A 20314-nucleotide genomic window follows, 5' to 3' on the forward strand; every position below is an offset into this window, starting at 1 on the left:
TGCCACGGCAAGACAGGACTTGTATCATCATGACGCAGACCGCGTTTCTTAATCCGTCGGATGCCGTGGTGTCGACCCACACCGGTACGATCGCCGGCGATCGGTTTCGAGTTCTCGACTCGTGGCGCGGCATCTGCGCGTTGCTGGTCGCGCTGTTTCATTTCCCGACCGCCTCGACGGTCTCGCAGAGCAGCTTTATCGGTTCGTCCTATCTCTTCGTCGACTTCTTCTTCGTCCTCTCCGGCTTCGTCATCGCCTCCAGCTATGCCGATCGGCTCGGCCGGACGGAGGAGGTCTGCCGCTTCGCGCTGGTCCGTTTCGGCCGCATCTATCCGCTGCATCTGGTCATGCTTGCCGCCTTTGCCGCCTTCGAGCTGTTGCGGCTGGTGCTGCCCCGGCTGCATGGCACGGGGGCTGCTCCCTTCACCGGCGGCTTCGACCTCAAGAGCTTGGCCGCCAATCTCCTTTTGCTGCAAGGTGTCGGCTTCGAGGATAGGTTGACCTGGAACGCCCCGAGCTGGAGCATCTCGGCCGAATTCTTTGCCTATCTGCTGTTTGCCGGCGTGGTCTTCGTCGCTGGCGCACGCGCCTGGATATGGTTCGTCGCCGCCGCCATTACCGCGCCGCTGTTCCTGCTCGGCTTCTCCACGCATCATATGGATGTGTCCTATGATTTCGGCTTCATCCGCTGCCTCTACGGCTTCTCGCTCGGCGCCCTGCTGGCCTGGTTTCAGCATGATTCCATTGCAAGGGCGCGACAGGTTCTGGCCGCGAACCGCCCGCGGATGAGCTGGACTGTTGCCGAAATCGTCATGGTGGCCGTCATCGCTCTCTTTGTCTCGCTGGCGGGCGACAATAACGCCGGCATTGCCGCGCCCCTGGTGTTCGCCTTGGCACTGTTTCTCTTCGCCCATGAAGGCGGCTGGATCAGCGCGTTGCTGAGGACGCCGTTCATGCTGACGCTCGGCGCGCTGTCCTATTCGATCTACATGGTCCACATCTTCGTTCAGGCGCGCCTGATCAATGTCGCCGGGCTGGTCGAGCGCAAACTCGGCCTCGGCCTGGTTGGCGACATCCTACTGCGTGGCGAGCCCGCGACCGGCTTTGGCGCCGGCTGGACGGGAACCGTGGCGATCGTCGTCATGCTCGCCGCCACCATCGCCGTGTCGTGGGTGACTTGGCGCCTGATCGAAATGCCTGCAATGGCCTGGTTCCGCAGGCTGTCGAAGCGTATCTGACTCGCGTCGCCGGCCGACCGCCAATGCATGTCGCCCAAAAGTGAGGTCGGTTTTGGCAAGACGGCAGGCATAGAAACAAGACCTAATGCATCTTGCCCGGAAGTATCCCCGGTTCCGGGACAACGACATGCATAAATCAGAAGCTTACAGCAGGTCGGGCCAATCCGATTCGCCGCGACGTGCTGTAAAGCGCATCGCCTGAAACCGTTCGACGCGACGCGCTTTAGCCGGCTTCGTTCACGGGGGTGTCACCGATGTCGCCTATCCCCGGCTCGATCCGGCAAGGAGCGATTCTCGATGCGGACGATCTGGCTGAGCCTTCTGCTTTCCACGGCACTTTCTGCAGCCTCCGGTCAGGCCTTGGCCGGCGAAACCCGCGCCAGGCAGATCCTCGACCGTTTCGAACATGCCAATCAGTGGCGCGACCATATCATGGTGGCCGCCCATCGCGCCGGCAGCATGCAGGCCGGCAAGACGCTCTATGCGGAAAACTCGCTTGCCGCCGTGGAAGGCTCGATCGCGATCGGCGCCGAAATCGTCGAGGTCGACATCCGGCGCTCGAAGGACGGCGCGTTCATCGTCATGCATGACAGCTGGCTCGACCGCACGACGACGTGCAAGGGCGAGGTCATCAACTACACGCTGGCCGAATTGAAGAGATGCCGGCTGGTGATCGAGGGCACCCATGCCGTCACCAACGAGACCGTCTCGACGTTGCGCGAGATGCTGATGGCGACACGGGACAGGATCCTCATCAATCTCGACAACAAGCTCGAAGTCGGCGACCTCCCGGGCATGATCGCGGTAACGCGCGACCTCGGCATGGCCGAGCAGGTTATCGTCAAGGAAAACCTTTGGAACCAGAACAGGATCAGCACGGTGAAGGCGGCCATGGCCGCGGCAGGCGGTGGCTTCCAGTTCATGCCGATCATCGCCGACGACGCGGTGCATGATGCCGGCTTCGCCTCGACGGTCGACCACGCTTTCGCGCCGCGCGCGATCGAACTGATCAACTGGCGGGCGGGCGCCGAGACGTTGACCGAAACCGGCGGGCCGCTGTTCAGCACGCGCATGCGCGCCGAGGCGGTAAGGGGTGACTGGCACATCTGGGCCGACACCTATGCCATCGTCAACAAACCAGGCGGCTTCCTCGCCGGCGGCCGTGGCGACGAACTGGCGGTCCAGGCCAGCTTGCCGCGCGAAACCTGGGGCTTCTGGGCCGATCGTGGCGCCACCATCATCCAGACCGACGAGCCGAAAGCGGCGATCGGCTGGCTTGCGGCGAATGGTTGTCGGGTGCCCTATGCCGGCACGGGCGAACGCATCGAGCCGGCCGCGACCGCCAGCATCAATTGATCCGTCGCATCAAGCAAAAGGCCGCCCGGAGGCGGCCTTTTCGATTGTCTGGAACGTCGAAACGCTTAGCGCTTCGAGAACTTCGCCCCAAGCGCGCCTTAGCGCTTGGAAAACTGGAAGGAGCGGCGGGCCTTCGCCTTGCCGTATTTCTTGCGCTCGACGACGCGGCTGTCGCGGGTCAGGAAGCCGCCCTTCTTGAGCACGGCGCGCAGCGCCGGCTCGTAATAGGTCAGCGCCTTCGAGATGCCGTGACGCACCGCGCCGGCCTGGCCGGAAAGCCCGCCGCCGACGACGGTGGCGATGATGTCGTACTGGCCCGAACGGTTGGACGCGATGATCGGCTGGTTGAGGATCATCTGCAGGACCGGACGCGCGAAATAGGTCGCGAATTCCTTGTCGTTGACGACGATCTTGCCGGAACCCGGCTTCACCCAGACGCGCGCGATGGCGTTCTTGCGCTTGCCGGTGGCGTAGGCGCGGCCCGACTTGTCGAGCTTCTGGACGTGGACGGGGGCGGCGGCCTGCGTGTTGGTATTGCCGGTGGCGGCGCCCAGTTCTGCGAGCGAGGAAAGCTCAGCCATCTTATGCGACCTTCTTGTTCTTGGAATTCAGCTTGGCCACGTCGAGGACTTCTGGCTGCTGGGCGACATGCGGATGCTCGGCACCTGCATAGACGCGCAGGTTCTTCATCTGGCGGCGGCCGAGCGGGCCACGCGGAACCATGCGCTCAACGGCCTTCTCGACGACACGCTCGGGGAAGCGGCCCTCGAGCAGCTGGCGCGCGGTGCGCTCCTTGATGCCGCCGGGGTGGCCGGTGTGCCAGTAATAGACCTTGTCGGTGAACTTCTTGCCGGTGAACACCACCTTGTCGGCATTGATGACGATGACATTGTCGCCGTCGTCGACATGCGGGGTGAAGGTCGGCTTGTGCTTGCCGCGAAGATGATTGGCGATGACAGTGGCGAGACGACCAACGACGAGACCTTCGGCGTCGATCAGGATCCACTTCTTCACCACATCCGCAGGCTTCTGCGAAAAGGTTGTCATGTTTTCTGCTCTCGGTTCTGACCTTCAAAGCGAAGGCGTTTCTTGTTGCTTGGATTGGCGAAAAGCGTTTGCCCGGTGCCAATAATAAAACGGCGGCCTTTGCGGGCCGCTGTTTCGTGAGGGCTTATAGGCGAGGGGAGGGATCGCGTCAAGGCGATAGCAAAAGCAGATAGCCAAGAAAACTAAGCAAATACAGCTATTTGTATAAAAGGTATCATTTTACCACGCTTGCCGGCGTACCAAACGCGCTGTCAACGCCAGCTTATTTTGCGACATCGCCGAGACGTTCAATCGTTACGATTGCCGCGGCGGGATCGAGTAGGTGCCCGTGGCATGCGCGATCGTGTGTCCTTCCGGGCCGGCGACGATGTCAATATCGAACACCATCAGGCTCTTGCCGAGCTTCAGGATGCGGCAATGGCCATCGATCGGTCCGGCCTCGGCCTTTCGCACGAAATTGATGTTGAGGTTCGTGGTGACCGAGAGCGCGTCCGGCCCGGCATGGCTGAGCACGCAGACATAGCCGCCAATGTCGGCCAGCGTGAACAGGGCGGGGCCGGACACCGTGCCGCCGGGACGCAAATGCCGTTCGCCGGCATTGAGCCGTACGATGCAGCCGCCTGGAAACACGTCGATCGCCTCGTAGGCGGCGGCACTCTCATTGAGTTGGGGAAAGACGGTTTCCATCAACAAATTGATCTGCGCAGCGGTCAGCACCGGCTTGAGGTTGGTGTGGGCGGGCATGTCGGTCTCTCGTTCTGCGCCAAGCCTGTATGGGCGCTGCCGGGTGTTTCTGGCAACATATACATCACCCTGGCGCAAGCGATGGGTGTTGGACGAAACCCGATCCGATATTAGATACTGCCAGCACGACCGGAATCGCGGAGACCTTAGCCATGGCCGAAATCCTTGCCATCAAGCCTGCTGCCGCCGACGAGGGCCCGGTCACGACAAGACAGGAGAAGGGCGTGCTGCGCCTGACGCTCGCCAATCCGCCCGCCAATGCCCTGTCGCTTTCGGTGATGGCGGCGCTCGTGGCTGAGTTGGAACGCGCCAAGGCGGACAAGGCCGTTCGCGTGATTGTGCTGTCGGCGGCCGGCAAGGTGTTCTGCGCCGGCCACGACCTCAAGGAAATGACCGCGCGGCGTGCCGATGCCGATCGCGGCAAGGCCTTCTTCGAAGAGACCTTTGCCGCTTGCGCCATGCTGATGCAGACGATCGTGCGCCATCCCTTGCCTGTCATCGCCGAGGTGGATGGTCTGGCGACAGCCGCCGGCCTGCAATTGGTCGCCAGCTGCGACCTGGCGATCGCCTCGCACGAGGCGACCTTCTGCACGCCGGGCGTCAACATCGGCCTGTTCTGTTCGACGCCGATGGTGGCGCTGTCGCGCAACGTCTCGCGCAAGCAGGCGATGGAAATGCTCTTGACCGGCGAGACGATCGACGCCGCGACCGCCAAGGAGTTCGGCCTCGTGAACCGCGTCGTGCCACGCGAGTACCTGAATCAGATAGTCACCAAATACGCGCAAACCATTGCTTCCAAATCGTCTTTGGTGATCAAGACCGGCAAGGAAGCTTTTTACGCGCAGGCCGAGATGGGCTTGGCCGATGCCTATGCCTATACCGGCCGGGTCATGGTCGAGAACATGCTGGCGCGGGACGCGGAAGAGGGCATCGGCGCCTTCATCGGCAAGCGCAAGGCGGAATGGACGGACGAATAGGATCATGGAACCGCGCATTTCCATCATCACCATCGCCACCGACAATCTGGATCGCGCCGTGCGCTTCTACGAGGCGATGGGTCTGAAGCGCCACGCAGGAATTACCGACGGCGTTGCCTTCTTCCAGATGGGCGGCGCCATCCTCGGCCTGTTCCCGCGCCCCAGCGCCGAGGAGGACTCCGGCACCACCTTCGCCCAGGCGCCCTCGGCGGTCTATCTCGCCTACAACACCCGCTCCGACGCCGAGGTCGACGAAGTGCTCGCCATGGCCGAGAAGGCTGGCGGCCATATCGTCAAGCCGGCTGGCCGCGCCTTCTGGGGCGGCTGGTACGGCTATTTCGCCGATGCCGACGGGCATGTTTGGGAGGTGGCGCACAATCCGGCCTTTCCGATCGCGGACGACGGCACGATTTCGCTGCCTGATTGATGGCCTACCGCAAGCAACTGACACGGCTCAAGGCACCGTACCTCAAACGGATTTTGCTCGATGCCGAGCGGGCGGCTGACTGGGAAAAATATCCCTGGAACCTGCCGCTGTTTCGCCGCCACGCGTTCGAGCTCGAATTCACCACGCCCATCACCATCATCGTCGGCGAGAACGGCACCGGTAAATCCACGCTGCTGGAGGCCATCGGCGCGCTGGCCGGTTATGACGAAGCTGGAGGCGGCAAGGGCTACCGGCCGGTCGACCACTCCCGCGCTGTCGACAAGAGCGGGGCCGCGCTAGCTGATGCGTTTCGTTGCCACTGGCTGCCGAAGGTTACTGCCGGTTGGTTCTTCCGCGCCGAATCCTTCTATTCCGTTGCCCGTTACCTCGACGAGGCGGCCAGGGAATCCGGCGGAATACCGCCCGACTTTCTGTCCTGGTCGCATGGCGAAGGCTTTATCCACTTCTTCGAGGAGCGCTGCCGCAGGCAAGGCATCTATATTCTCGACGAGCCCGAGAGCGCGCTTTCGCCGACGCGCCAGATCGAATTGCTGAAGATGCTGCGGCGCATGGACCAATCGGGCACCGCGCAGGTGATCATGGCGACCCATTCGCCGCTATTGATGGCCTGTCCCGGCGCGCAATTGTTCCGCATCAGCCGCTTCGGGCTCGAGCCTGCCGACTTTCGTGATACGGACCACTTCCGCATGCTGCGCGATTTCAGCAATGACCCGGATGGTTTTCTCGCCGAGGCGTTGTATGAGGGCGAGACATGAATCACGATAGCTACGACAACGCCTATATCGGTGGCATCCTCAATTCGGTGAAGACGATCGCTATGGTCGGGGCGTCGGCCAATGATGTCAGGCCGAGCTATTTCGTCCTGAAATACCTGCTGGCCAAAGGGTTTTCGGTGTTCCCGATCAATCCTGGCCAGGCCGGCAAGGAAATCCTCGGCCGAATGACCTATGCCAGGCTGGCCGACATACCGGAGCCGATCGACATGGTCGATATTTTCCGCAATGCCGCGGCGGTCCCTGGCGTCCTCGAGGAGGTGTTGCAACTCGATCCCTTGCCGAAAGTCATCTGGATGCAGCTTGGCGTGCGCCATGACGAGACAGCCGCCCGTGGCGAAGCGGCCGGCATCAGGGTGGTGATGAACCGCTGCCCCAAGATCGAGTATGGCAAGCTCTCCGGCGAGATCGGCTGGACCGGCGTCAACTCCGGCGTCCTGTCGTCCAAGAAGCCGCTGATGCGCCAGGGCTTCCAGAGTTTCGGCGTGCGTCAGAAATAGGCGCGGCGCAGAGGCGCAAAATTATTCCGCTGAATGCCGCATTATCTTGCGGTGTGATCGGAGGACCGGCGCCGAAAGGTATTTTCTTCTTTGCATTCGCACGCCGCCTTCGCCAAGAATGCACGGCTAATTTAAGAAGTTCAAAGGGAGGTTTCAGTGACCCGTTCGCCCGGTTTCAACACGCTCGCCGTCCATGCCGGCGCCAAGCCCGATCCGGCGACCGGCGCACGCGCCACGCCGATCTACCAGACGACCTCCTTTGTTTTCGATGACGCCGACCACGCCGCTTCGCTGTTCGGGCTAAAGGCGTTCGGCAACATCTACACCCGCATCATGAACCCGACCCAGGCAGTGCTCGAAGAGCGCGTCGCGGCCCTCGAGGGCGGCACGGCCGCCCTTGCGGTCGCCTCCGGCCATGCCGCGCAGGTCATCGTGTTCCACAATCTGATGCAGCCCGGTGACAACTTCGTCGCCGCCAACAAGCTTTACGGTGGTTCGATCAACCAGTTCGGCCATGCCTTCAAGAATTATGGCTGGGAGGTGCGCTGGGCCGAAACCAACGACATCTCGACCTTCGAGAGCCAGATCGACGACAGGACCAAGGCGATCTTCATCGAGAGCCTGGCCAATCCGGGCGGCACCTTCGTCGATATCGAGAAGATCGGCGACATCGCCCGCAAGCACGGATTGCCGCTGATCGTCGACAACACGCTGGCCTCCCCCTATCTCATCCGGCCGATCGAGCATGGCGCCGACATCGTCGTGCATTCACTGACCAAGTTCATGGGCGGCCACGGCAATTCGATTGGCGGCGTCATTGTCGACGGTGGCACCTTCGACTGGTCGAAGTCGGGCAAATACCCGATGCTGTCGGAACCGCGCCCCGAATACGGTGGCCTCGTGCTGCACGAGACCTTCGGCAATTTCGCTTTTGCCATCGCCGCGCGCGTGCTCGGTCTGCGCGATCTCGGCCCGGCGATCTCGCCGTTCAATGCTTTCCTTATCCTTACCGGCCTCGAGACCTTGCCGCTGCGCATGCAGCGCCATTGCGACAATGCGATCACCGTCGCTGGCTGGCTGTCCAATCACCCCAAGGTCGCCTGGGTGAATTATCCCGGCCTGCCCAGCGACAAGAACAACGCGCTACAGAAGAAATATTCGCCGCTGGGCTCTGGCGCCGTGTTCACCTTCGGTCTGAAGGGCGGCTACGAGGCCGGCATCAAATTCGTCGAGGCACTCGAACTGTTCTCGCACCTGGCCAATGTCGGCGACACCAAGTCGCTGGTCATCCATCCGGCCTCGACCACGCATAGGCAGCTTTCCGACGAACAGAAGGTCAAGGCTGGTGCCGGGCCGGACACGGTGCGGCTGTCCATCGGCATCGAGGATGTCACCGACATTGTCGCCGACCTCGAACAGGCACTCGCCAAGGTCTGACCTGATATGACCGCGTTTCTTTCCGTCGACGCCAAAAGCGTCGAGCCCGAATCCGGTGCGCCGGCGCCGGATCGCCTGATCTCGGGCGATCCGAAATTCCGCACCTGGAATGTCGAGGAGCGCGACGGCGGCCTCTATGCCGGCATCTGGGAATCGACCCCCGGCAAGTGGCGCATCGTCTATGACGAATGGGAGTTCTGCCACATTCTCTCAGGTGTTTCGGTAATCGCCGAAGAGGGCGGCGAAGCGCGCACCGTCAAAGCCGGTGACAGCTTCGTGCTGCGGCCGGGCTTCAAGGGCAGCTGGGAAGTGCTTGAAACGACTCGCAAGGAGTATGTGATCAAGCTTTGAAGCTTGATCATATTCGAGAATCCCGTCGGATTTCCGGGCACTCGCTAGCCAAGATCGACGGCAAGTCGTTCCAGCCCATGGAAGTGGTAAGTGTCGCGGAAGCGTGGCTGTTCGGCGAGATGCAGTTGTGGGTGCCGCTCGAACAAGGTCCTCAGCGAAACCTGCAGTTCGAGGCGGGCCAGCGGCGCACCGATGCAGAAATGGATACCGGCGCCGAATGATACATTCTTCTGGTCGGTCCGCTCCGGCCGGAAGGCCCGAGGTCCGGCGAAGGCGTGCGGATCATGATTGGCCATGCCAAGCAAAAGTCCGATCGTCTGGCCCGGCCGCACGACGATGCCGGGCGCGATTTCGATTTCCTCGTAGGCATAGCGCATGAACATGTGCAGCGGCGCGTCGAAACGCAGGCATTCCTCGACCGTGGCTGCCGTCGCCTCCGGCGAGGTAAAGAAGCGGCGCGGGTCGCCGCCTTGTGCCAGGATGGAGTGGACGGCATTGCCTGTCTGGTGCACGGTTGCTTCATGGCCAGCGTTGAGCAGCAGGATGGCCGAGGAGACCAGCTCGTCCTCTGACAGTTTCTGGCCGTCCTCCTGAGCCGAGATCAGCAGCGACAGCAGGTCATCGCCCGGCTTTTTGCGCCGCTCGGTCACGTAGCCGCGCAGGAAATCGGAAAATTCGCCCGCGGCACGGTTGGCCGTCTCCTCGGTCTCACGGGTGCGGCCATGGATATACATCGCGACCATTTGATGTGACCAGTCGAGCAGTCGCGGCCCCATCTCCACCGGCACCCCAAGCATTTCGGCGATGATGGTGATCGGCAGCGGGGACGCGAAGGCCGGCAGGAGGTCGACGGCCTTGCCAGGTTCGAAACGATCGATCAATTCGTTGGCAAGCGCCTCGACGCGCGGCCGCAACCGTTCGACCTGACGGGAGACGAAAGCACGGTTGACCAGTGTTCTCAGGCGCGTATGCACCGGCGGCTCCAGCTCCAGCATCGAATTGGCTTCGATGCCGTCGAATGCCTCGAGATGGGTCCTGTCTCGGCCGACACCGCGGCTGTCGGGGATGCCGGCCGGGTTCTGGCGGCCGAAACGGCGGTCGCGCAACAGCCGGTTGACATCGCCGAAGCCGCCAAAGCACCAGAAGCCGAATTCTTCCCAGAAAAAAGCATTCGAAGCTTCGTGCAGGAAGCCGTAGGCCTCGTAAGGATCCAGGAAGAAAGCCGGTTCGCGGGGGTCGAGTCTGAGCCGGCGGGTGGCTGGATCGAAGGCCAGATAGGAGAGCGTCGATATGGTCATGCCAGACCCATAGCGCGGCTTGCCAGCCCGGTTCCAGACCGTATGTTGCGTCCGACAGCCCGATGCATTGAGCCAGCCAGTAGGGTTGCGGAAGGTCTGAACGGATGAATGTGATCGTTGTCGGCGCGGGTATCGCCGGTCTGTCCACGGCATGGTCGCTGGTAAAGGCGGGCCACGCCGTGTCGGTCGTCGAGCAGGGACCGATCCCCAATCCGCTGGCGGCGTCGGGCGACCATCACCGCATCATCCGCCGCGCCTACCGCGCTGGAACCGGCTATGGGCTGCTGATCACTGAAGCCTACGAGGCCTGGGACGAGATGTGGGCTGATCTCGGCGAGAACCACCTCGACGCGCGGGGCTTCGTCTGCGTTTCGCGCGAGCCCGGCGACGAGGCCGAGGAATACCGCGAGGGCCTTGAAGAAGGAAAATTCCCTTACGAATTGCTGGGACCGGACGCAGCCGTGGAGCGCTGGCCGTTCCTTGAGACCGGCTCGTTCCGCTACGCCTATTTTTCGCCCGAGGGCGGCGCGCTGCATTGCCGCGAAATAGCGGCTGGGCTGGCTAAATGGCTGCGTACCAATGGAGCCAACGTCTACGACCACAGCAAGGTGACGGAGATCGATGCCGAGGCCGGCCATATCGTGCTCGAATCCGGCGAGACGATGCAGGCCGACCGCATCGTCGTTGCCGCTGGCGCTTGGGTGCTGAAGCTATTTCCCGAACTCGGCGGCGAATTGAAAACCTTTCGCACCGCGCTCGCCTATGTCGACCCGCCAGCCGATCTCAGGGCCGCTTGGGAGGCGGCGCCCGTCATTCTCGATGTCGGCGGCACGACCGACGGCTATATGATCCCGCTTACGCGGGGTGCCGGCATGAAATTCGGCTCGGGCCTGCATAAGGTGCCGACCAGCGACGCCGACTGGAACCGCGAGCCGGTGCCCGGCGAGGGCGAGGCGATACGCAACCTGTTTTCGCCGCCGATCGCCCGCATCGAGGAGTACAAGGTGACCGAAGTGGTCACCTGCGCCTACACGTTCACCGAGGACGAGAAATTCCTGGCACATGAGACCGGCAAGTGCCTGGTCGTCTCGGCTTGCTCGGGCCATGGCTACAAGTTCGGCGCGGCGGTCGGGCGTCGCGTGGCCAAAGCCATTGGCGATGGCGATGTCGCCGGTCTTAAGGCCTGGCTGCGGGCCGAGGTGGCCTAAGCCTAGTCCTGGCAGTGCCTTGGAATATGCACCCGCCGCCAGCTGGATGAGCCTTCGCGCACCAGCACGCGGCGCGGGACGGTCTGGTAGGCGGCGGGAATATCGATGACGCGCCTTTGCTCGGGCCGCACCAGCACCTCCTCGGCGATGCTGTCATATTGCGCCGGAATGACGACGCGCCGCGTGCGCTCGGGCTGGATCACCGCCGTCTCGGCGACGCGTTCATAGCGTGCCTTGTGCCAAACCTTGCACAACACGCGGCGGCCATGGATGACGCGCCATTCCCAGGAATAGCTGCCGCCATCGACCCTCACTGTATGGTAGACGGTCCTGGTGACCGCAGGCACCACCTCATACCGAACCTGGGCCGGCACAGTCATCACCACACGCTCGCGCGTGCCATGGATCGGCGGATCGTAGTCGACGATCTGCTGGCCGGGAGGGCTGACCATGACGTTTTCGTAGACGGTGTCGTAAACGGCCGGTGTGTGGACGGGCTCGTAGCATTCGAGGGCGCGACCGCCGGCCGCCGTTTGCGAAATCGAGCCGAGCATGGTCAGCCCGGCAATGGTAAAGCATGCGGTTTTCCCGGACATGGCACTCCCCGTATGAACTGTAGGCACAAGTTCAACATTGAATTGTAGGGGACGCCGTTGCCGAGAAAAGCGTTTTGGCGCATTTCCTTAAGCCACGAGGTTAAGAAACTGCTACCCTGGCGGAGCCGGCTCGGTATTTGGGTCGGGCTGGCGTCAGCTGCTGCTAAATGTTGCCCGGAAGCTTGATTCGACTTACCCAGATGGCTAGGACGGGTCGGCCTTGCACAAGGATGAGCCGGCATCCTATTTACATCTTAACGATCCAGAACCGATTCTGCCCGAGCTGCCAGCCTGTCCGGCGCCGGAATCCCACGCGAGACAAGAGATAACTGATGAAGAATCCTGTCGAAACCTACATGAACCTCGTTCCGATGGTGGTCGAACAGACCAATCGCGGCGAGCGGGCCTACGACATTTTCTCGCGCCTCCTCAAGGAGCGCATCATTTTCATCACCGGTCCGGTCGAGGACGGCATGGCGACGCTGGTCTGCGCGCAACTCCTGTTCCTCGAAGCCGAGAACCCGAAGAAGGAAATCAACCTCTACATCAATTCGCCGGGCGGCGTCGTCACCTCGGGCATGGCGATCTACGACACCATGCAGTTCATCAAGCCGGCCGTGTCGACGCTGTGCATCGGCCAGGCGGCCTCGATGGGCTCGCTGCTGCTGACCGCCGGCCACAAGGACATGCGTTTCGCCACGCCCAACGCCCGCATCATGGTTCACCAGCCGTCCGGCGGCTTCCAGGGGCAGGCGTCCGATATCGAGCGTCACGCCCAGGACATCATCAAGCTGAAGCGTCGCCTCAACGAGGTCTATGTCAAGCACACCGGCAAGAGCTATGAGGACATCGAGAAGACGCTCGACCGGGACCATTTCATGACCGCCGACGAGGCCAAGGATTTTGGCCTGATCGACAAGGTCATTTCGTCGCGCGAGGCGGCCGAGGGGGCGTTGGCATAAAGGCTAGTTGGCAGTTGGATGGCACCATCACGCGCTTTTGGCGTGTCTTGCGTCATTTCGGCCACAATTGGCTGTTCCCTCGGAGGTCGGGATTGCCTACGTTAAGGCTATGTTGATTTTCGACGGCTTAGCTTTGCGAGGGGAAGCTGCGAATCATTGCCACGTTTTCTGATTTGTGTTTCGTACGGAATACGTTGCGGGGGCCGGAAGACTGGCGGCGGCGGATTCCCGCGATAAATAGAGTATGCGCCCTTTCAGCCAGACCATCGGCGGGCGGCCATGAAAGGACATGAAAATGAGCAAGGTCGGCAACAACAGCGGTGATTCCAAGAACACGCTTTATTGCTCGTTTTGCGGCAAGAGCCAGCACGAGGTGCGCAAGCTGATCGCCGGCCCGACGGTGTTCATCTGCGACGAGTGCGTCGAGCTGTGCATGGATATCATCCGCGAGGAGAACAAGACCTCGATGGTGAAGTCGCGCGAGGGCGTGCCGACCCCGCAGGAGATCCTCAAGGTCCTCGACGACTATGTCATCGGCCAGCCCTACGCCAAGCGCGTGCTGTCGGTGGCCGTCCACAACCACTACAAGCGCCTCGCGCATGCCGGCAAGAACAACGATGTCGAGCTGGCCAAGTCCAACATCCTGCTGATCGGCCCGACCGGCTGCGGCAAGACGCTGCTGGCACAGACGCTGGCCCGTATCATCGACGTACCCTTCACCATGGCCGACGCCACGACGCTGACCGAGGCCGGTTACGTCGGCGAAGACGTCGAGAACATCATCCTGAAGCTGCTGCAGTCGGCCGACTACAATGTCGAGCGCGCCCAGCGCGGCATCGTCTACATCGACGAGATCGACAAGATTTCACGCAAGTCCGACAATCCTTCGATCACCCGCGACGTGTCGGGCGAGGGCGTGCAACAGGCGCTGCTCAAGATCATGGAAGGCACGGTCGCCTCCGTGCCGCCGCAAGGCGGCCGCAAGCACCCACAGCAGGAGTTCCTGCAGGTCGACACCGCCAACATCCTGTTCATCTGCGGCGGCGCCTTCGCCGGGCTGGACAAGATCATTTCGGATCGCGGCAGGAAAACCTCGATCGGCTTCGGAGCTGTCGTCGCCTCGCCGGAGGATCGCCGCACGGGTGATGTTTTCCGCCTCGTCGAGCCCGAGGATCTGTTGAAATTCGGCCTCATTCCGGAGTTCGTCGGCCGTCTGCCGGTCCTGGCGACGCTGGAGGATCTCGACGAGCCAGCACTGATCCAAATCCTGACCGAGCCGAAGAATGCGCTGGTCAAGCAGTACCAGCGCCTGTTCGAGATGGAAAATGTCGATCTGACCTTCCACGAGAACGCGCTTTCGGCGATCGCCAAGCGCGCCATCGAGCGCAAGACCGGCGCGCGCGGCCTGCGTTCGATCATGGAAGCGATCCTGCTCGACACGATGTTCGAATTGCCCGCGCTCGAAGGCGTGCGCGAGGTTGTGATTTCGGAAGAGGTGGTGACCGGCAGCGCCCGGCCGCTCTACATCTATTCCGAACAGAAGGAAAAGAAGGGCAATGTCAGCGCCTGATATGGCACCTGGCCCAATATTTTGTGGAACGGCGCCCCTGCGGCGCCGTTTTGCTGTGAGGGACCGGCAAACCTTCGGGATGGAGTGGATTGCGGACGATGTTAACTCTTGATCTTTGGCCCGCCTGCCTCCACCTAACACGAGAAGGCCGAGGTGCCCGATTTCTGTGCTGTAAAACTCCCGTCATAAACGGTGGTAGGCGGAACGATCCCCGGTCGTTAATATGAGATTCGCGGTTGGCCTGATGGTGGCCGCGACATGAAAGGTTGGACAATGGCCAAAATATCCAAGGCTCCCAGCGACGGCGTCTTCGCGGTCCTCCCACTGCGCGACATCGTGGTGTTCCCGCATATGATCGTTCCGCTCTTCGTCGGGCGCGAAAAGTCGATCAAGGCGCTGGAAGAGGTGATGGGTCAGGAAAAGCAGATCCTGCTTGCCACCCAGATGAATGCCGCCGATGACGATCCCGAGCCCGATGCGATCTTCGACATCGGCACGCTCGCCAATGTGCTGCAATTGTTGAAGCTGCCCGACGGCACCGTCAAGGTTCTGGTCGAAGGCGCTTCGCGTGCGAAAATCGTCTCCTTCACCGACCGTCCCGATTTCCACGAGGCCAAGGCCACGGCTCTGGTCGAACCGGAAGAGGAAGAGGTCGAGGTCGAGGCCCTGGCCCGCTCGGTCGTCACCGACTTCGAGAACTACGTCAAGCTGAACAAGAAGATCTCGCCCGAAGTGGTGGGTGCCGCCAGCCAGATCGACGACTATTCCAAGCTCGCCGACACGGTTGCCTCGCATCTTGCCATCAAGATCCCTGAAAAGCAGGAAATGCTGGCTACGCTTTCCGTCAAGGAGCGGCTGGAAAAGGCGATGGGCTTCATGGAAGCCGAAATCTCTGTCCTGCAGGTGGAGAAGCGCATCCGCTCGCGCGTCAAGCGCCAGATGGAGAAGACGCAGCGCGAATACTACCTCAACGAGCAAATGAAGGCGATCCAGAAGGAGCTCGGCGAGGGCGAGGACGGCCGCGACGAGGCCGCCGAGATCGAGGCTCGCATCAAGAAGACCAAGCTCTCCAAGGAGGCCCGCGAAAAGGCGGACGCCGAATTGAAGAAGCTCAGGACGATGTCGCCGATGTCGGCCGAATCGACTGTCGTGCGCAACTATCTCGATTGGCTGCTGTCGATCCCGTGGGGCAAGAACTCCAAGGTCAAGCAGGACCTGGCCTATGCGCAGAACGTGCTCGATACCGATCACTTCGGCCTCGACAAGGTCAAGGACCGCATCGTCGAGTACCTTGCCGTGCAAAGCCGCCAGAAGAAGCTGAAGGGGCCGATCCTGTGCCTCGTCGGCCCTCCCGGCGTCGGCAAGACCTCGCTCGGCAAGTCGATCGCCAAGGCGACCGGTCGCGAATTCATCCGCATGGCGCTTGGCGGCGTGCGTGACGAGGCCGAGATCCGTGGCCACCGGCGCACCTATATCGGCTCGATGCCCGGCAAGGTCATCCAGTCGATGAAGAAGGCCAAGAAGTCCAACCCGCTGTTCCTGCTCGACGAGATCGACAAGATGGGCCAGGACTTCCGTGGCGACCCGTCGTCCGCGCTGCTCGAGGTGCTCGACCCCGAACAGAACTCGACGTTCATGGACCACTACCTCGAGGTCGAATACGACCTGTCGAGCGTGATGTTCGTGACGACGGCGAACACGCTGAACATCCCTGCGCCCCTGATGGACCGTATGGAGATCATCCGTATCGCCGGCTACACCGAGGACGAGAAGATCGAAATCGCCAAGCGGCACCTGATGCCGAAGGTGATCCGCGATCACGCGCTGCAGCCAAAGGAGTTCTCCGTCGGTGAGGACGCGATCCGCGCCATCATCCAGACCTACACCCGTGAAGCGGGCGTCAGAAGCCTGGAGCGCGAGCTGATGAAGCTTGGGCGCAAGGCGGTGACCGAGATCCTGAAGACGAAGAAGAAAACGGTGAGCATCACGGCCGCGAACCTCGCCGACTATCTCGGTGTTCAGCGCTACCGCTTCGGCCAGGTCGAGGCTGACGATCAGGTCGGTGTCGTCACCGGTCTTGCCTGGACGGAAGTCGGCGGCGAGCTGCTGACGGTCGAAGGCGTCATGATGCCTGGCAAGGGCCGCATGACGGTGACCGGCAATCTGCGTGACGTGATGAAGGAATCGATCTCGGCGGCGGCCTCCTATGTCCGCTCGCGCGCCATCGATTTCGGCATCGAGCCGCCGCTGTTCGACAAGCGCGACATCCACGTGCACTTGCCGGAAGGCGCCACGCCGAAGGACGGTCCGTCCGCCGGTGCCGCCATGGCCACGGCTATCGTGTCGGTGCTGACGGGCATTCCGGTGCGGGCCGATGTGGCGATGACTGGCGAGATAACGCTTCGCGGTCGTATCTTGCCGATCGGCGGCCTCAAGGAGAAGCTGCTCGCCGCGTTGCGCGGCGGCATCAAGAAGGTGCTGATCCCGGAAGACAACGCCAAGGATCTGGCGGAGATCCCGGATAACGTGAAGAACGGCATGGAAATCATTCCGGTCTCACGCGTCGGTGAGGTGTTGCGCCACGCGCTGGTGCGGATGCCGGAGCCGATCGAATGGGTCGAACCGGTCAATCCGCCGGCTTCCACGGACACGAGCGATGACGCTGGAAAGTCGCTTGCGCATTAGTTTTTTCTAAGGTTGCAGCGCACAAACAGAAAGCCGGGCCTCGCGCCCGGCTTTTTCATGTGAAAAACCCCGGAATTCCGGGCTTTTCCGCTTTTTTCCTGCCTTTTCGACTTGGTTGCGGGAACGCTTCTTTCTAAAGTCCGTTTCCTGCCGGATGAGTCGTGAGTTCCGGTGTTCTCATGGAAGGGAATTTTTATGAACAAGAACGAACTGGTGTCCGCTGTCGCCGACGCCGCGAGCATTTCGAAGGGTGACGCGCAGTCCGCGGTCGATGCAGTGTTTTCTGTCATCTCCGGCGAACTGAAGAAGGGCGGCGATGTCCGGCTTGTCGGCTTTGGCAATTTCACCGTGTCAAAGCGCGCCGCATCCACCGGCCGCAACCCGCAGACCGGCGCCGAAGTGAAGATCCCGGCGCGCACCGTGCCGAAGTTCTCGGCCGGCAAAGGTCTCAAGGACGCCGTCAACTAAGCGCGTTTTGATTTTTGAAAAACCAGAAAAGCCGGGCTTGCCCGGCTTTTCTTTTTCGGATCCGTATTGGGCCGGACGGTAGCTCCTCAAGCTGCCGGGGCGTCGGCGCGCATGAGGCCTTCGTTCTTGAGATCGGCCCAGAGCGATGCAGGGAGTTTCGCGTCCAGCAGCGAGCGATTGCTCTCGACTTCTTCGGGCCGCTGACCGCCGGGGATGACCGAAACCACAGACGGGTGCAATAGCGGGAACTGCAGGGCGGCTTCGATCAACCCGACCCCATGGCGCTTGCAGACGGCCTCGATGCGCGTCACGCGATCGAGCACATCCTGCGGCGCCTCGGAATAATTGTAGTAAGCGCCGGGCTTCGGTCCGGTGGCCAGGATGCCGGAATTGTATGGTCCGCCGAGAACGATGCCGATGCCGCGTTTCTGGCAAAGCGGCAGGAACGATGTCAGCGCCTCCTGTTCCAATAGCGTATAGCGGCCGGCAAGCAGGAACAGGTCGAAATCGCCGCGCTCGGCCAGGGTCTGGGCCACCTGCCATTCGTTGATGCCGCCGCCGAACGCCTTGATGACGCCTTGGTCGCGCAAGGCGAGCAGGCCATAATAGCCCGAGCGCATGAACTCCTCGACGCGCCGGTCGGACGCCTCCTTGCTGCCGTGGGTGAAGATATCGACATCGTGCACGAACAGGATGTCGATGCGGTCGACGCCAAGCCGCTCCAGCGAGGCCTCGAACGAGCGCATGACGCCGTCATAGCTGTAATCGTAGACCTCCTTGCGCGACGGCGTGTCGAAGAACTTGCCGATGCCGGTGCGCTCTTCTGGCGGGCAGGCGCGCATGATGCGGCCGACCTTGCTCGACAGCACGTAGTCGTCGCGCCTCCTGGAGCGCAGGAACGGGTTGAGACGTGTTTCCGACAGGCCGAGCCCATAGAGGGGCGCGGTGTCATAGTAGCGGCAGCCGGTCGCCCAGGCGGCCTCTAGCGTCGCATTGGCGTCCTCGTCCGAGACGGGGCGGTAAAGATTGCCGAGCGGCGCGGTACCGAAACCCAGCTCCGTGAAGGTGATGCCGCCATTGCCGATGCGGTCGAAATGCCGTGTCTTCATGTCTTGAAATTTTCCCGGATTGCTTTGTCTGACATGACACTATCACGCTCGTGGCTTCGCAAAAGCGCCGCTGAGCGTTGGACACGCATTTTCCCGGTTGCTAGCATGAACGAAATCAAGCTGTTCCGGGGAAAAGCGTGATCAGGAATTGCCAATCCAATTCGATTGCCGGCGCGCAGGCGGCGTGGCCGTGAGCAACTCCAGCTCGGAGATGTTCAAGACCGCGCTCGACGAGCTTGGCGCGGTGCTGGCGCGCGTCGATGGCGATCGGATCGACGCCGCCTGTGGGATGCTGGTCGGTGCCAGACAAATTGTCGTCCATGGCTGCGGCCGCGAGGCCTTGCAGGTGAAGGGCTTCGCCATGCGGCTTTATCATCTGGGCCTGCCGGTTTCGGTCGTCGGCGACATGACCACCCCGCCTGTAGGGCAGGGCGATGTCCTGCTTGTCAGTTCCGGGCCCGGCGAAACCTCGACCGTACTCACCCTGATGCGAATCGCGCGCCAGGCAGGCGCGACCGTCCTGCTCCTGACCGCCCAGGCAGGCGGCAGCGCCGCAGGGCTGGCCGATTTGACGCTGCTGATCCCGGCGCAGACCATGGCCGACGATCAGGGGCCGCAAAAGACGTCGGTGCTGCCGATGGGCTCGGTGTTCGAGGGCGCGTTGTTCCTGCTGTTCGAGATCATGGTGCTGAAACTCAGGGACATGACCGCGGCGTTGCCGGAAGCCATGCGCGCCCGCCACACCAACATGGAATAGATCATGCGCTATGAACTGATGCTGCCGCACCAGATCCGCAAGGCGATCGCCCAGAATTGGCCAGTCGCGCTGCCGCTCGGCGTGCTCGAATACCATGGCGAGCACATGGCCGTCGGCATGGACACGCTGGCGGTCGTCAAGACGCTAGAGTTGTTCGAAAAAGAAAGCGATGTCGTCATCCTGCCGCCCTTCTACTATGGCGCGGCGAGTTACGCGGTGGCACCGCCGGAAGGCAGCGGCTCCGTCCAGGTCGGCGGCAATCAACTGGCGCCATTCGGCGAGGCGCTGTTCTACAGCCTGCTGCGCATTGGGTTTCGCAACATCCACGCCATCCTTCATCACCAGACCGAGAATTTCGCCGCCGGCATGCCGACGGACCTCGCCTTCAAGACAGCTGGCAGGCAGGCGATCTTCCGCTTCCTCGAGAAGCAGCGTGGCGAGGGCTGGTGGGGCTCCGAGACGATGGCCGACTACTATGCCGGACATGCCGAGGGCGAGAACTTCTTCAACTGGGTGCAGGTGCATCCGCTCATGCCTGCCGCCATGAACGGCAAATATCCATTCGACCATGCCGGCATCGGCGAGACATCGCTGATGCTGGCGCTATGCCCGGAAGCGGTGGACGCCGCGCATTTCGCGGACAACAAAAGCTGGTATACGGCGACTGCGGCGCATGGTTCGGCAGCACTTGGACAGAAGGGCGTCGCCATGATCATGGATCATCTGCGCGCGATCCTGAAGTCCTAGACTAGCGCGACCTTCTCCCCGGGAGGGGAGGGTGAAGACGCCC

The 20314-nt window shown here is 62.1% G+C and carries 21 protein-coding genes; 15 read left to right on the forward strand and 6 right to left on the reverse strand.

Features of this window, described 5'->3' with window-relative positions; all coding sequences use genetic code 11:
• Positions 1 to 29 precede the first annotated feature (29 nt).
• Positions 30 to 1238 (forward strand): acyltransferase, encoded by a 1209-nt coding sequence (locus X739_RS147595; RefSeq protein ID WP_023795081.1) that lies wholly within the window; start codon positions 30 to 32, stop codon positions 1236 to 1238.
• 297 nt (positions 1239 to 1535) lie between these two features.
• A complete protein-coding gene (locus tag X739_RS147590; protein WP_023773235.1) occupies positions 1536 to 2594 on the forward strand; it encodes a glycerophosphodiester phosphodiesterase family protein in 1059 nt (352 codons plus the stop codon).
• Between the two features lie 98 nt (positions 2595 to 2692).
• On the opposite strand, the gene rpsI is transcribed toward X739_RS147590, so the two are convergent.
• From rpsI to X739_RS147575, 3 genes are all read right to left on the reverse strand, one after another.
• A complete protein-coding gene (rpsI, locus tag X739_RS147585; RefSeq protein WP_015318209.1) occupies positions 2693 to 3175 on the reverse strand; it encodes a 30S ribosomal protein S9 in 483 nt (160 codons plus the stop codon).
• Position 3176: 1 nt separating this feature from the next.
• Positions 3177 to 3641 (reverse strand): 50S ribosomal protein L13, encoded by a 465-nt coding sequence (rplM, locus tag X739_RS147580; RefSeq protein ID WP_010915638.1) that lies wholly within the window; start codon positions 3639 to 3641, stop codon positions 3177 to 3179.
• A 294-nt stretch (positions 3642 to 3935) separates the two neighbouring features.
• Positions 3936 to 4385 (reverse strand): PaaI family thioesterase, encoded by a 450-nt coding sequence (locus X739_RS147575; protein WP_023773234.1) that lies wholly within the window; start codon positions 4383 to 4385, stop codon positions 3936 to 3938.
• 152 nt (positions 4386 to 4537) lie between these two features.
• On the opposite strand from X739_RS147575, the gene X739_RS147570 reads away from it, so the two are divergent.
• From X739_RS147570 to X739_RS147545, 6 genes are all read left to right on the forward strand, one after another.
• Complete coding sequence (locus tag X739_RS147570) at positions 4538 to 5362, forward strand: enoyl-CoA hydratase (RefSeq protein ID WP_023773233.1); 825 nt, start codon at positions 4538 to 4540, stop codon at positions 5360 to 5362.
• Between the two features lie 4 nt (positions 5363 to 5366).
• Positions 5367 to 5789 (forward strand): VOC family protein, encoded by a 423-nt coding sequence (locus X739_RS147565; protein ID WP_023773232.1) that lies wholly within the window; start codon positions 5367 to 5369, stop codon positions 5787 to 5789.
• Positions 5789 to 6565, forward strand: a complete 777-nt coding sequence (locus tag X739_RS147560; protein ID WP_023773231.1) for an AAA family ATPase — start codon at positions 5789 to 5791, stop codon at positions 6563 to 6565. Before X739_RS147565 ends, X739_RS147560 begins: the two co-directional genes overlap by 1 nt.
• Complete coding sequence (locus tag X739_RS147555) at positions 6562 to 7083, forward strand: CoA-binding protein (RefSeq protein WP_023773230.1); 522 nt, start codon at positions 6562 to 6564, stop codon at positions 7081 to 7083. The genes X739_RS147560 and X739_RS147555 overlap by 4 nt, the downstream gene beginning before the upstream one ends.
• Before the next feature lie 156 nt (positions 7084 to 7239).
• A complete protein-coding gene (locus tag X739_RS147550) occupies positions 7240 to 8520 on the forward strand; it encodes an O-acetylhomoserine aminocarboxypropyltransferase (protein ID WP_023773229.1) in 1281 nt (426 codons plus the stop codon).
• A 6-nt stretch (positions 8521 to 8526) separates the two neighbouring features.
• Complete coding sequence (locus tag X739_RS147545) at positions 8527 to 8871, forward strand: cupin domain-containing protein (RefSeq protein WP_023773228.1); 345 nt, start codon at positions 8527 to 8529, stop codon at positions 8869 to 8871.
• A gap of 44 nt (positions 8872 to 8915) precedes the next feature.
• Here X739_RS147545 and X739_RS147540 read toward each other — a convergent pair whose 3' ends face one another.
• Positions 8916 to 10169, reverse strand: a complete 1254-nt coding sequence (locus tag X739_RS147540) for a cytochrome P450 (protein WP_023773227.1) — start codon at positions 10167 to 10169, stop codon at positions 8916 to 8918.
• A 104-nt stretch (positions 10170 to 10273) separates the two neighbouring features.
• Between X739_RS147540 and X739_RS147535 the strand changes: the two genes are divergently transcribed.
• The gene (locus X739_RS147535; protein WP_023773226.1) at positions 10274 to 11377 is read left to right on the forward strand and encodes an FAD-binding oxidoreductase; all 1104 of its coding nucleotides are present in this window, start codon (positions 10274 to 10276) and stop codon (positions 11375 to 11377) included.
• Between the two features lie 2 nt (positions 11378 to 11379).
• On the opposite strand, the gene X739_RS147530 is transcribed toward X739_RS147535, so the two are convergent.
• The gene (locus tag X739_RS147530) at positions 11380 to 11973 is read right to left on the reverse strand and encodes a hypothetical protein (protein WP_023795082.1); all 594 of its coding nucleotides are present in this window, start codon (positions 11971 to 11973) and stop codon (positions 11380 to 11382) included.
• Positions 11974 to 12305: 332 nt separating this feature from the next.
• On the opposite strand from X739_RS147530, the gene clpP reads away from it, so the two are divergent.
• The 4 genes from clpP (at position 12306) to X739_RS147510 (ending at position 17658) form a co-directional block, all read left to right on the forward strand.
• Positions 12306 to 12935, forward strand: a complete 630-nt coding sequence (gene clpP, locus X739_RS147525; RefSeq protein WP_015318198.1) for an ATP-dependent Clp endopeptidase proteolytic subunit ClpP — start codon at positions 12306 to 12308, stop codon at positions 12933 to 12935.
• A 295-nt stretch (positions 12936 to 13230) separates the two neighbouring features.
• A complete protein-coding gene (gene clpX, locus X739_RS147520; protein ID WP_013532190.1) occupies positions 13231 to 14505 on the forward strand; it encodes an ATP-dependent Clp protease ATP-binding subunit ClpX in 1275 nt (424 codons plus the stop codon).
• A gap of 273 nt (positions 14506 to 14778) precedes the next feature.
• Positions 14779 to 17190 (forward strand): endopeptidase La, encoded by a 2412-nt coding sequence (gene lon, locus X739_RS147515; RefSeq protein ID WP_015318197.1) that lies wholly within the window; start codon positions 14779 to 14781, stop codon positions 17188 to 17190.
• A gap of 195 nt (positions 17191 to 17385) precedes the next feature.
• The gene (locus X739_RS147510; protein WP_015318196.1) at positions 17386 to 17658 is read left to right on the forward strand and encodes an HU family DNA-binding protein; all 273 of its coding nucleotides are present in this window, start codon (positions 17386 to 17388) and stop codon (positions 17656 to 17658) included.
• A gap of 86 nt (positions 17659 to 17744) precedes the next feature.
• Here X739_RS147510 and X739_RS147505 read toward each other — a convergent pair whose 3' ends face one another.
• Positions 17745 to 18767, reverse strand: a complete 1023-nt coding sequence (locus X739_RS147505; protein WP_023795083.1) for an aldo/keto reductase — start codon at positions 18765 to 18767, stop codon at positions 17745 to 17747.
• Positions 18768 to 18957: 190 nt separating this feature from the next.
• Here X739_RS147505 and X739_RS147500 point away from each other — a divergent pair, with 190 nt between their 5' ends.
• Positions 18958 to 19524, forward strand: a complete 567-nt coding sequence (locus X739_RS147500) for an SIS domain-containing protein (protein ID WP_023773224.1) — start codon at positions 18958 to 18960, stop codon at positions 19522 to 19524.
• A gap of 3 nt (positions 19525 to 19527) precedes the next feature.
• Entirely contained in the window at positions 19528 to 20271 is a 744-nt protein-coding gene (locus tag X739_RS147495) for a creatininase family protein (protein WP_023795084.1), read from the forward strand.
• Positions 20272 to 20314: the final 43 nt, after the last annotated feature.

It is taken from the genome of Mesorhizobium sp. LNHC209A00 (genome assembly GCF_000502915.1).
GTDB lineage: Bacteria > Pseudomonadota > Alphaproteobacteria > Rhizobiales > Rhizobiaceae > Mesorhizobium.

What these genes read in the sequence shown, in the direction of transcription:
- X739_RS147595 (WP_023795081.1), top strand. Translation starts at nt 30, where the DNA reads ATGACGCAGACCGCGTTTCTTAATCCGTCGGATGCCGTGGTGTCGACC.
- X739_RS147590 (WP_023773235.1), top strand. Translation starts at nt 1,536, where the DNA reads ATGCGGACGATCTGGCTGAGCCTTCTGCTTTCCACGGCACTTTCTGCA.
- rpsI (WP_015318209.1), bottom strand. Translation starts at nt 3,175, where the DNA reads ATGGCTGAGCTTTCCTCGCTCGCAGAACTGGGCGCCGCCACCGGCAAT.
- rplM (WP_010915638.1), bottom strand. Translation starts at nt 3,641, where the DNA reads ATGACAACCTTTTCGCAGAAGCCTGCGGATGTGGTGAAGAAGTGGATC.
- X739_RS147575 (WP_023773234.1), bottom strand. Translation starts at nt 4,385, where the DNA reads ATGCCCGCCCACACCAACCTCAAGCCGGTGCTGACCGCTGCGCAGATC.
- X739_RS147570 (WP_023773233.1), top strand. Translation starts at nt 4,538, where the DNA reads ATGGCCGAAATCCTTGCCATCAAGCCTGCTGCCGCCGACGAGGGCCCG.
- X739_RS147565 (WP_023773232.1), top strand. Translation starts at nt 5,367, where the DNA reads ATGGAACCGCGCATTTCCATCATCACCATCGCCACCGACAATCTGGAT.
- X739_RS147560 (WP_023773231.1), top strand. Translation starts at nt 5,789, where the DNA reads ATGGCCTACCGCAAGCAACTGACACGGCTCAAGGCACCGTACCTCAAA.
- X739_RS147555 (WP_023773230.1), top strand. Translation starts at nt 6,562, where the DNA reads ATGAATCACGATAGCTACGACAACGCCTATATCGGTGGCATCCTCAAT.
- X739_RS147545 (WP_023773228.1), top strand. Translation starts at nt 8,527, where the DNA reads ATGACCGCGTTTCTTTCCGTCGACGCCAAAAGCGTCGAGCCCGAATCC.
- X739_RS147540 (WP_023773227.1), bottom strand. Translation starts at nt 10,169, where the DNA reads ATGACCATATCGACGCTCTCCTATCTGGCCTTCGATCCAGCCACCCGC.
- X739_RS147535 (WP_023773226.1), top strand. Translation starts at nt 10,274, where the DNA reads ATGAATGTGATCGTTGTCGGCGCGGGTATCGCCGGTCTGTCCACGGCA.
- X739_RS147530 (WP_023795082.1), bottom strand. Translation starts at nt 11,973, where the DNA reads ATGTCCGGGAAAACCGCATGCTTTACCATTGCCGGGCTGACCATGCTC.
- clpP (WP_015318198.1), top strand. Translation starts at nt 12,306, where the DNA reads ATGAAGAATCCTGTCGAAACCTACATGAACCTCGTTCCGATGGTGGTC.
- clpX (WP_013532190.1), top strand. Translation starts at nt 13,231, where the DNA reads ATGAGCAAGGTCGGCAACAACAGCGGTGATTCCAAGAACACGCTTTAT.
- lon (WP_015318197.1), top strand. Translation starts at nt 14,779, where the DNA reads ATGGCCAAAATATCCAAGGCTCCCAGCGACGGCGTCTTCGCGGTCCTC.
- X739_RS147510 (WP_015318196.1), top strand. Translation starts at nt 17,386, where the DNA reads ATGAACAAGAACGAACTGGTGTCCGCTGTCGCCGACGCCGCGAGCATT.
- X739_RS147505 (WP_023795083.1), bottom strand. Translation starts at nt 18,767, where the DNA reads ATGAAGACACGGCATTTCGACCGCATCGGCAATGGCGGCATCACCTTC.
- X739_RS147495 (WP_023795084.1), top strand. Translation starts at nt 19,528, where the DNA reads ATGCGCTATGAACTGATGCTGCCGCACCAGATCCGCAAGGCGATCGCC.